The 9,556-nt window shown below is 46.7% G+C and carries 13 protein-coding genes and 2 pseudogenes; 2 read left to right on the top strand and 13 right to left on the bottom strand.

Annotated features, from left to right (window positions below; all coding sequences use genetic code 11):
- A partial coding sequence (locus IPP74_15225) for a hypothetical protein (protein ID MBL0320625.1) occupies window positions 1–469 on the bottom strand: 469 nt, incomplete at its 3' end.
- 118 nt (window positions 470–587) lie between these two features.
- Here IPP74_15225 and IPP74_15220 point away from each other — a divergent pair.
- Window positions 588–746 (top strand): hypothetical protein, encoded by a 159-nt coding sequence (locus IPP74_15220; GenBank protein ID MBL0320624.1) that lies wholly within the window; start codon window positions 588–590, stop codon window positions 744–746.
- Between the two features lie 67 nt (window positions 747–813).
- Here the strand turns inward: IPP74_15220 and IPP74_15215 are convergent, their stop codons facing one another.
- The 5 genes and pseudogenes from IPP74_15215 to IPP74_15195 form a co-directional block, all read right to left on the bottom strand.
- Window positions 814–1,548: a hypothetical protein gene (locus tag IPP74_15215; protein ID MBL0320623.1), complete on the bottom strand. Its 735-nt coding sequence runs from the start codon at window positions 1,546–1,548 to the stop codon at window positions 814–816.
- The gene (locus IPP74_15210) at window positions 1,508–2,179 is read right to left on the bottom strand and encodes a hypothetical protein (GenBank protein ID MBL0320622.1); all 672 of its coding nucleotides are present in this window, start codon (window positions 2,177–2,179) and stop codon (window positions 1,508–1,510) included. The genes IPP74_15215 and IPP74_15210 overlap by 41 nt, the downstream gene beginning before the upstream one ends.
- The gene (locus IPP74_15205) at window positions 2,172–2,357 is read right to left on the bottom strand and encodes a hypothetical protein (GenBank protein MBL0320621.1); all 186 of its coding nucleotides are present in this window, start codon (window positions 2,355–2,357) and stop codon (window positions 2,172–2,174) included. Before IPP74_15205 ends, IPP74_15210 begins: the two co-directional genes overlap by 8 nt.
- A gap of 310 nt (window positions 2,358–2,667) precedes the next feature.
- Window positions 2,668–4,009 (bottom strand): annotated as a pseudogene (locus tag IPP74_15200) (HAMP domain-containing protein).
- A 39-nt stretch (window positions 4,010–4,048) separates the two neighbouring features.
- On the bottom strand, window positions 4,049–4,765 hold the full coding sequence (locus IPP74_15195) for a response regulator transcription factor (GenBank protein ID MBL0320620.1): 717 nt from the start codon (window positions 4,763–4,765) through the stop codon (window positions 4,049–4,051).
- Window positions 4,766–5,175: 410 nt separating this feature from the next.
- Here IPP74_15195 and IPP74_15190 point away from each other — a divergent pair.
- Window positions 5,176–6,089, top strand: a pseudogene (locus IPP74_15190) (branched-chain amino acid aminotransferase).
- Between the two features lie 155 nt (window positions 6,090–6,244).
- Here IPP74_15190 and IPP74_15185 read toward each other — a convergent pair.
- The 7 genes from IPP74_15185 to IPP74_15155 form a co-directional block, all read right to left on the bottom strand.
- Window positions 6,245–6,595 carry a hypothetical protein gene (locus IPP74_15185; GenBank protein ID MBL0320619.1) on the bottom strand — a complete coding sequence of 117 codons (351 nt, stop codon included), beginning with the start codon at window positions 6,593–6,595 and terminating at the stop codon, window positions 6,245–6,247.
- Between the two features lie 168 nt (window positions 6,596–6,763).
- A complete protein-coding gene (locus IPP74_15180) occupies window positions 6,764–7,129 on the bottom strand; it encodes a hypothetical protein (GenBank protein MBL0320618.1) in 366 nt (121 codons plus the stop codon).
- Between the two features lie 194 nt (window positions 7,130–7,323).
- A complete protein-coding gene (locus IPP74_15175; protein ID MBL0320617.1) occupies window positions 7,324–7,686 on the bottom strand; it encodes a hypothetical protein in 363 nt (120 codons plus the stop codon).
- A 52-nt stretch (window positions 7,687–7,738) separates the two neighbouring features.
- Window positions 7,739–7,999 (bottom strand): hypothetical protein, encoded by a 261-nt coding sequence (locus tag IPP74_15170; GenBank protein ID MBL0320616.1) that lies wholly within the window; start codon window positions 7,997–7,999, stop codon window positions 7,739–7,741.
- Window positions 7,996–8,790 (bottom strand): hypothetical protein, encoded by a 795-nt coding sequence (locus IPP74_15165; protein ID MBL0320615.1) that lies wholly within the window; start codon window positions 8,788–8,790, stop codon window positions 7,996–7,998. Before IPP74_15165 ends, IPP74_15170 begins: the two co-directional genes overlap by 4 nt.
- A gap of 79 nt (window positions 8,791–8,869) precedes the next feature.
- Window positions 8,870–9,169 (bottom strand): hypothetical protein, encoded by a 300-nt coding sequence (locus IPP74_15160; GenBank protein MBL0320614.1) that lies wholly within the window; start codon window positions 9,167–9,169, stop codon window positions 8,870–8,872.
- An 80-nt stretch (window positions 9,170–9,249) separates the two neighbouring features.
- Window positions 9,250–9,414 (bottom strand): hypothetical protein, encoded by a 165-nt coding sequence (locus tag IPP74_15155; GenBank protein ID MBL0320613.1) that lies wholly within the window; start codon window positions 9,412–9,414, stop codon window positions 9,250–9,252.
- Between the last annotated feature and the right edge of the window lie 142 nt (window positions 9,415–9,556).

Genomic DNA, 9,556 nt, shown 5'->3' with positions numbered 1-9,556 from the left:
TCGCCAGTTGGGGGAATAGGAACTCTACCGCTTTTTTAGCCCCTATACCACCATATTTCAAAGCACCACCTACGGCCCTTATGATGGGGATTGCCATGGCCACATTAACACCCAGATTGGCCAAATCACGCGCCAATTGCTGGTTGGGGGTGACTTCTTCGGCTAAGAACAGGCGCCCCAAATTATCCAATTTTTCATCCGGGCGGAAGGAACGCAGGCTGTTCAGCGCCTCTTTGAATTGCGGGTAGGAAAGCTGACTGGAATGATAGGCTTTAATGGTTTGTTGGATGGTATAATAGAGCAGGTCATTCGAGCGGATGCTGCCGAAAGCCCCGGCATTGGGGTCTGGGCTGATTTCGGGTTTATTTAAGTCCTGCATGCCATACAAGGTAGCTAAGTAAGTCAAGGACTCCCCATCCATCTCTTTGCCTTCATAGCCTTTGATCGGCAGTTTCAGGACTTCATCCATCCGGGTGATGGCTTGGCCTTGTGCTAATTGCTCGAGTGAAAGGCTTAAATATGGTCAATGACCAAGTCATTGACACCCGGGTCCTATAATTGCCCATATTCATCAAACGCTAGGGGAAATGCGGGGTAGTTTTGCAGAAGTCGGGTGGCAGCTTGCCTGCCTTCATGGATTCTATGATGCCGAACGCCATGTCGATATCAGGGGTTTCGGAATGACGGCTGGCATGGGCCAAGGTTGGGGACTTAAACACGGATTCCCGGGGTGGTTCAAAGCCTAAGCGTTGCCGCACTTGTTCCTGGGTTAAAGAAATAATGCGGAGGTTTTGGGGAACGTTGTTCTTCGGGTCAGCCGAGAGTTGGGCGAGTGTATCGCGCCGTGCTTGGATCAAGGGTTGCAGCCTGGCTTGCCATCTGATCGGGATGATGGGCGGCTTGGTATTCTAAGGTTTGAAGGTCAGCTTGGATTTGCCGCAGGGCGATGATCCGCTGGGCGGTTTGCTGCCCCAAGATGGCAGGGTCTTGGCTGGTAGGCATAGGCGGCAAGGCTGGGGAAGTGAGGAGGTAATAGAGGCGGTTGTGGGGATCAGCTGCCCCGCCTAATTGCCAATCGGGCAAGAGGGTGGAGGCTGCAACATTATGGGCCAACACCTCATCCGGCAATTGGGCAGCTAGGGAGGGATTGTCTTGCCAAACATCTGCCAGGCGTTGGCTGAACTTCAAGCCATCGCGGCCATGGATCAAACGGCTTAAGGCAGGTTTGGCGGATTTGGGGACAATCCTGGTTAAGCGGAAGAGATCAGGTAAGGTACCGGATAATTGTGGATCACTGTCTTTGCCATGATTAAGGAGGAAATGGTAATCAGCCGCTTGTTGATCATCTGGGTGATGGGGATCAAGGGGTTGATCCTTAAACCCCTGCTGGATACGGTTCAAATAAGCTTGATGTTTGGCGCTTTGCTGAACCGCATGGGCGCTTAATTGTGACAATAGATTGAGGGTGTGTTTGGGTAAGGCCTGGGTAACTTCCAGATCAGCCAGCTCAGAGGGGGGGTAATTGCCCGGCCTTGCCCAGATAATCATAGGAGCGGGTGAACCAGGTCTTGAGGTGGTTGCCGGTCTGTTGCAAGAGGGCTTGTTGCTGTTGGCGTTGGTGATCGAGCGGCAGGGAATGTAGGCGACGCTCGGCCCGTTGCTCAAGTCTTTGGCGGTCTTGTGGGTTTAAGCCCACCAGCAAGGGATTGGTATGCAAGGCTTGGGCGATGCTATGGGGGGCTTTGTTCAATAACAGGTTAGCCTGGTCTTGGCCTAAGGAACGTGTAAAGTCATCCCCCAACCGTTCGGCATCCTCCCCTGGGATAATCCCCTCATCCCGTGCTTCTTGCAACAGTTGCAATCCCTTATGCAAATGCCAGGCTTGTTGCTGGGGCAGGGTTGCTGATAAGGCCAAGGCTTGATGTTTTTGCAGTGATTTGGGCAAATTGCTGGCGGCGGTTTGGTTCAGGGTGGCAGCATCCTGTGCTTGTTTCTGCAAGGCCAAGCTGTGATTTAACAAATCCGCATCCTCGAGCACCTGGTCGGGTAGATATTTGGTACCCGTCAGTTTCTTGCCCTGCATCAGGCTATCCAGCATCCAGGCATGGGCGTTGATCAAGGTTGCGGCAGGCTTGGGGGTTAAGGCGGGCAAGGGGGAATGCAGCGTGAAATCATCCATGCCCCCTCATCCATCCCCCATCAAAGCCGGTATGGCCCACCCCGGCATACGCCCCACCCGCTATGAGGGTGATGCCATTTGAGTTAAAGGGTGAATCTTTATCCTCCCCCCAGCCTTTATGCGCCGGATCATCTTGATCCCCGTGTTTAAGTTTAACAGCTTCCTTAAACTCACCCATCCTTACCTCCCATACTGGTTGAAAATACTTGAATAGGACTGCCATTGAAATCAACATACGTTCATTATATGTTCTTTTGATGACTGCAATAACCCCCAGGGAAAATTACCCTTCTTGTCACATTAGTAATATGGGATTATATAAAGGCTGTTTTATGATGTTGACTTGTTGATGATCCCACCATAACCCTTTATCATTCATCACGCAAGATACGGCATGTTTTTTAAACCCCGGTTTCTTGGTAAAAAGCCTGCTTAAGCCACTGATCAGATCAAAATAAAGGGAGGGATCTGCTATACCGCTTAGGGGTTTATACGGGCAGGCGGATATGAATGCGTAAACCCTTATGGGGTGAGTCATGCAGTTCTAATTGGCCGCCATGGTTGCGAATAATATCGCGTGCAATGGTTAGACCCAGGCCCATATGCGGTGGTTCGCCCTCAGGTTCTGTTTGCTGTAGGCGGAAAAAGGGCTTGAACACATTTTGCCGCTGGTCTTTGGGGATACCTGGGCCGTCATCATCAATGATCACATGGATCATCTGCCGGTGCTGATAGGCTTGCAGCCAAATATGGTTGCCGTAACGCTGAGCGTTTTCGAGCAAATTGCTCAGGCAACGCCTGAGGGCATCCGGTCGCAAGGGTAAAACGAGATTGTCCGCGATATTGGTAAAGAGCGAGGCCTGCTGGCGCCTGGCGTTTGCCGCCACGCTTTCAATTAAGCGGCTGAAATTGATCAAGCGAGGTACTTCGGTGCCTTCACCGCGAGCAAAGGCCAAATAACCATCAATCATGCGCGACATTTCATCTATATCTTGCAGTAAGGCTGTACTCTGTGGACTTTCAGCCATCAAAGCTAATTGCAAACGCATGCGGGTGAGGGGGTGCGTAGGTCATGGGAAACTCCCGCTAGCATATCAGTGCGTTGGCTGATTTGCCGTTGGATCCGCTCGCGCATGCGGCGGAAAGCAATGCCTACTTGCTGTACTTCGCTGGCACCTTCCGGTTTAAAATCCAGCATGTCGCGGCCTTTGCCAAATTCTTCGGCCACTTGGGCCAGTTTTTTAACGGGTTTGGTTTGATTGCCCATGAAGATGGTGGCAACCAGAAATAAAACGAGGGAACTGCCTACCATCCATAAAATAAAAACATAGGTGGTGGAGCTGAACAAGCGGCGCCTGGGTACGAAAACCTGTAAAACCCCTGCAGGTTTTTCTAAAAGCAAGCGAATTTCTACTGCTTTTTCAAGCGATCGGCCGTCAATTAAGAAGGCTGTTCGGTAATGTCTTGCAAAATATTGCCGCAATTGTCGGTCAACCGGGTTATTGCGGATGAAGAGCGGTGATATCGGCAGGATCTGACCAGGTTTCCAAATAAAGTAATGTCGGTATAATCATGTGCTGCCTCAAAAATTTCTGGCTGCTGGCTTGTGGGCAATTGATCCATCAAGTAAAGCACCAAGCCGATATCGCCAGCTACGCTAGAGGTTAAGCGCTTGGTTAATGTATCCCAATGGGTTTCATAGAAAAACCAAGTGGAGGTCACCTGCAGGAAAATCAGCGGGGTGATGATGATAAGCAGGGATCGACCAAGCAGTGTTTTCGGAAAAAGACCGGGTAAGAAGCGGCTGATGACAGGCCGGTATCTTTTCATTTTCCGCAAAGTGGTTTGAAAAAATGAGGCAGCCATCGTTTAATCCCCGATCAACACATAACCGCGGTTGCGCACGGTTTGCAAATAACGTGGTGCGGCCGGATCGGTTTCAAGCTTGCGGCGTAAGCGATTAATTTGGACATCAATGGTGCGCGGGGTCAGATGTTGGTCAACCAGCAGGGCAACAATTTCTTCCCGTTGCATGGGTTGGCCACTGCGGCTGGTTAACACCGATAATAAATCAGCCTCAGCTGTGGTTAATTTAACAAGGTTATCCCCATCGGTCAGCAACCTCCGCTCGCGGTCAAAGGTAAAACGTCCAAAACGTATCAGAGTGGGGGTGGTAGGTAGGGCTAGCGCTGGCTGGCGTTGCAACAGTTTCCGCAACCGTAATACCAGTTCGCGCGGGTCAAAAGGTTTACCCAGATAGTCATCAGCGCCTTTGGCAAGTCCTGTAATGCGGTTTTCGGTATCGTCAAGCGCTGTCAGCATTAAAACCGGTAAAGAGTGGGTGGGGCGGATGGATTGTAGTAAGGATAAGCCATCATCCCCAGGCATCATCCAATCCAGTACCATGACATCAAACTGCAAGGTTTGTAATTTTAGGTAGGCAATGTGGGCATTCTCAGCTACTGATACCATAAATCCTTGGCTGGTTAGATACTCTTGCAACAATTGGCGTAGGCGGGTGTCATCATCCACCACCAACACATGGGGGGGCGTGGTATCACCTAAAGATGCAGAGCTGCTGTCCATGCCATAAGCCTTTTTGATGGGCGGGATATGAGGGTAACAGAGAGGCTATTACCCTTCCTAACCTTTTTCATTTGCAATTATACAAATTTATTCGGCAATAGTAAACTTTTGTTAATGTTTCAACTGTACATTCAAGCGGATCGGGGAAAACGAACAAATTTTTTGTCTTGATCCAGTATTTCGGCAAATGGACCAAGGTAATGATGAAGGGCAGTTATATTTGATTAGATGTGGGAAAAAGATCAGCTGAAAATTACCCCAAAACGGGTGAAGACGTGATAAAATTAACCTTGCAGAACAGGGGCTGTTGGAAGATAATACGGGGGTTTTTTAGTAAAATAACACACAGAAATCTCGGATATCAGAAAATTGATATAGACCGGGAGGATTTCATAGGAAGGGGAGTAGTCATGAAATTAATTCCAATGGATGATCGTGATGGGTCCATTTGGTTAGACGGCAAGTTGATTCCTTGGCGGGATGCAAAAATCCATATTTTAACGCATGGCTTGCATTATGCCAGCAGTGTATTTGAGGGTGAGCGCTGCTACAACGGCGAAATCTTCAAATTGACCGAACATAGCCAGCGATTGATCCGCTCCGCCGAAATTATCGGGTTTAAGATTCCTTATAGCGTGGCCCAGATTGATGCGGCCACCAAGCAGGTGGTTGCCGCTCAGCAATTAAAGGATTGTTATGTGCGTCCAATTGCGTGGAGAGGCAGTGAGATGCTGGGTATTTCAGCTCCCCAATCAACCGTGCATCTGGCCATTGCGGTGTGGGTATGGGCATCCTACTTTACCCCGGAAACCAAGGCCAAGGGCGTACGCTTAACCCTGGCTGCTTGGCGCCGACCGGCACCGGATACGGCACCCACCGCCAGCAAGGCCGCTGGCCTTACATGATTTGCACCCATAGTAAGGAAGCCGCTGAGGCGCAAGGCTTTGCCGACGCTTTAATGCTGGATTACCGTGGGTTAGTGGCGGAAGCCACGGGGGCCAATGTCTTTTTCAATTTTAATGGCGAATTGCATACCCCCACTCCTGATTGTTTTTTGGATGGTATTACGCGCAAAACTGTGATGGATTTGGCCAGGAAGCGTGGGATTAAAGTGGTTGAGCGCGCCATCCATCCCCGTGAAATTGGCAAAGCCCAGGAAATGTTCCTGACAGGAACGGCTGCAGAAATTACGCCCGTTGCGGAACTGGTGATGGAACCAACCACCCATCAATTCCAGGTGGGCAACCTAACCCGCATGATGATGGATGATTATAGCCGCCTGGTGCGCCAGCAACCCCTATTATCGTCGGTTTCTGCGGCTTGATAAAAATCAACCAATAAGGATCAGGGAAAAGTCGCGGCAGTCCGGAAAACGGGTTGTAACCGCCCGATCTCAGGCACAAGCCCGTTTGTGGATAAGCTTAAGACGCGAACGGGTTTTCCAAGTGGTCGGATTGCCTTCTCCGCCTATTCCGAAAATCAATCTTCTTGATCTACTTGCGCTTCCAGCAATCGCAAGATGTTAGTCACCCATTGCCGGGTTTTGCTTTCATCATAGCTTGCCTGAGTAGCGGGAAAGGCCAGCATGCGGATCTGCTGCCAAGGGAAGGGATGAATGGTCAGTAATTGGCGGCCCTGTTGCAGGGTTTGACGATACCAATCTTCATTTTCCGCTTCTGACGTGTAAGTGGCAAAAGCATAGGAAATTTCTTCATCCTGTTGTATGGCAGAAGCATTTTTGCAGCGAGACGCGGCATCGGCATAATAGGTCAGGAAATCAATGAAAGGGCCAGAGATCATTTGATTCTGCATTTTTATTTGTTCGGCCACCGATGTTTTTTTTCAACTTTTGCAATAAACCCATGATTATCATCCATTTGTTTTCTAGGTTGTCATCCTTACTTTTCTAATATGTATACCATAAAACCAAAATAATCAAAAAAGGGCAGCCAAGCTGCCCTTATGTTAAACGCATTGCCTCAGAAATATCATGAAACCTTAAGCAGGTTTTTTCCACCCCCGCTTTTCGGCTTCTGCTACAAGTGCTGGGATGACTTCATCTCCCAACCATTTTTTGGCATCATCCTTGCCATCAAGACCGGTATAAGCAGCGTTGCCAATCACTTCCCATGAGACTAGTTCTTTTTCAGCTATTAGCTGTAAATCAGTAATGCTTTGCAGATAGTCTTCAATTCCTTCCTCATAAAGTGTCTTTTCCTCAGCATAAGATTTAGCAATTTCGCTATAATTTTTGCAAAAGTTATCCGGGTCACCGTAAGAGCTCATCATATCGGTGTTAATAAATATTAAGACTTGCATTCTCCAATCATACTTTTTATCCAATTGTTCTCTCGTTTTTATCATTTTTCGCTAATCTATTCAATATTTCTTGTACTAATGGTATCAACTTAACCTTAAGGGCTATAATACGATTAATAATATTCTGTAAATCATCCATTTTTTCATTGATTTCAGTATGATTCAAATTTGACGATCTATTTTCCGAATTAGTATCATCGAAATATTCCTTTAAATTATTATTATTAATAAAACTTCGTTTAGTAGCGAAATCTAAAAGTTATTTTGCTAGTATCGCTGGTTGAAATAGGATTTCCCGTAACCTGTGTAAATATTTTTGAATGTACTGATCTATTTCTATATTCAATCACGTTTTTGCAATCTGTAACTAATTGAGTTTCAATATTTCCAACTTTTCTCTGATAAATTTCGAAAGTGAGCTTCATAAAGGCTGAGGTTTCTATGACTGATTTAATCAGTAAACTGGCTGATTCATCCAGACTTAACGTAAGTCTAAATAAATCACAAAGATGTGCCTCAAATAACGAGAATTTAGCAATATAACGACCTAATGCTTCATAAGTTTGTGAGTCAATAGGATCGTCTGAATTAGAATATTGCATATGATAATCCCTTTAAGCCTTTAAGAATATGATTAATTATTAGTGTAATAACCTAAATTTCACGTTCTTCAGGTAACGCTCTGCTTGCAACCAATCTTTTTTTAGTAGATTGCAGCACATCAATCAGTTCATCTAAATTGCATTTGATCGAAGAATCATAAAATCGGATAAAAACATCATCAGACTTTGAATCAGGAAAATAGATTTCCCCTAACCCCAGCCCGTGTTTCTCGGAAACATTAAAAAAGATCATTGCATATCTTTCTTCTGTGGTCATGGGGCTAAATAGATCGACAGAAAATTTTCCATTCATGGGTTTAAGAATCCTTTCAAATTACCGTTAGCATCAAAACTCAATCCACCTAATCCTGGTACTTTTATATGATAAAATTCAACTTTATTGACCACATGCCTAATATAAACTGCATTCGGATGACTGAGAATAGTTTCTACAAATTTATCGGCCGCTTCATTTATATCCTGATAACTGCCCATTTTAGGTAGATTAGGATTAGCACCTACCCCATTACTATGTTTTTGATATGACCTGCCTGCGTTGGTTAAACTAGTGGAAGGAGAATAAGGTAAACGGCCTGCTTGGTAAAGTTGCTGATTTGAAAATTGTATATCCTGCCTGGTGAGAAAAAAGTTCTCCGTTTTTCCTGTACTAGAAGTAAAATATGGTTGTGGTAATGATTGTATAGTTCCTGTATTGTTCTGTAAAGGGTTTTGTGAGGAGTTGGGTGTAGTGGCCTGTTGGCCAGGGGCAAGAGGTGGTTGATTGGCAAGATTGGCTTGGCCAGGGGTTAAGGAGTTATTCGGGTTGGCTAGTTGATTGCCGGGGTTAAGGGGTTGATTGCCAATGTTGTTACCGGGCGTGACAGCGCCAGGATTCAGGGCAGTGGCGGGATTGCCTGGGTTGTTCCCTGAGGTTGTGATATTCCCTGGGGCGGTTGCCGTATTGGGCAAGCCATTACCCGGGGTGGTTGGGATATTTGTATTGCCCTGGCTTGGGTGGATATTTGGGTTGGGTTTTGCCCCATTACCGCTGGCAGCATTCATGGCGCGTGTCCGGCGGGGTTTATAGATACCCGCCAGGAGCAAGCCCTCGCCAAAAACGATAATAAAAAAGGGCAGCCAAGCTGCCCTTTAATTTAATTAATGACGAAGGAAGGGGTTACCCTTAAGCAGGCTTTTTCCAGCCCCGCCGTTCGGCTTCGGTCACCAGAACAGGGATAACATCGGTTTCCAACCATTTCTTGGTGGCTGCTGCATCCGGCATCCAGGTGTTAGATTGTCGCTTAATGGTTTCCCAAGAATCCATTTCTTTCTCGGCCATCATTTGTAATTCAGTAATGGTTTGCAAATAATGCTCAATCCCCATCTGACTAAGTCGTGATCTATCTTCTGCATATTCCCTAGCCAGATGTTCATAGCTTGTGTATTTCGCATAATCTTTGCTCTGCGGATTCCATAAACCCATGGATATCCATTAAAACTGTGCTGCCCATTCATATTCTTCCATTAATTGTTGCTTACTTTTTTTCATATTACTCTCCATTATTAAGGTTTGGGTGGAATGTCGGGGAAATAACTGTCTAAATGATAACCCTGTTGGGTACGGATAAGGCGGATGGTTACCCCAGGCAATGGCTCAAAATCCGTCTTACCTCTAAAAACCCCAAAACCTGTTATTTCTCCCGTTGTTGGTTCATAATAAAACTCCATCTTTTACTCGCTTTGGGATTTGCTAACCATGCCTTAATAGCCATCCGGTTATGGGCCATATTTTCTCGCACTAACCTATCAACAACACCATCCTGAAACCGGGAAGAGATATCGGGAACCCATCCCCCTGGTTTTAGGTTAA

Source organism: Alphaproteobacteria bacterium (genome assembly GCA_016722515.1).
GTDB lineage: Bacteria > Pseudomonadota > Alphaproteobacteria > Rickettsiales > JADKJE01 > JADKJE01.
The sequence above is the reverse complement of the archived record's forward strand: the minus strand, read 5'-3'. Positions and strand labels throughout refer to the sequence as shown.

Coding starts and splice junctions, on each gene's coding strand:
- IPP74_15220 (MBL0320624.1), top strand. CDS start 588: ATGCGGGGTAGTTTTGCAGAAGTCGGGTGGCAGCTTGCCTGCCTTCAT.
- IPP74_15215 (MBL0320623.1), bottom strand. CDS start 1,548: ATGATTATCTGGGCAAGGCCGGGCAATTACCCCCCCTCTGAGCTGGCT.
- IPP74_15210 (MBL0320622.1), bottom strand. CDS start 2,179: ATGGATGATTTCACGCTGCATTCCCCCTTGCCCGCCTTAACCCCCAAG.
- IPP74_15205 (MBL0320621.1), bottom strand. CDS start 2,357: ATGGGTGAGTTTAAGGAAGCTGTTAAACTTAAACACGGGGATCAAGAT.
- IPP74_15195 (MBL0320620.1), bottom strand. CDS start 4,765: ATGGACAGCAGCTCTGCATCTTTAGGTGATACCACGCCCCCCCATGTG.
- IPP74_15180 (MBL0320618.1), bottom strand. CDS start 7,129: ATGATAAAAACGAGAGAACAATTGGATAAAAAGTATGATTGGAGAATG.
- IPP74_15175 (MBL0320617.1), bottom strand. CDS start 7,686: ATGCAATATTCTAATTCAGACGATCCTATTGACTCACAAACTTATGAA.
- IPP74_15170 (MBL0320616.1), bottom strand. CDS start 7,999: ATGAATGGAAAATTTTCTGTCGATCTATTTAGCCCCATGACCACAGAA.
- IPP74_15160 (MBL0320614.1), bottom strand. CDS start 9,169: ATGGGTTTATGGAATCCGCAGAGCAAAGATTATGCGAAATACACAAGC.
- IPP74_15155 (MBL0320613.1), bottom strand. CDS start 9,414: ATGGAGTTTTATTATGAACCAACAACGGGAGAAATAACAGGTTTTGGG.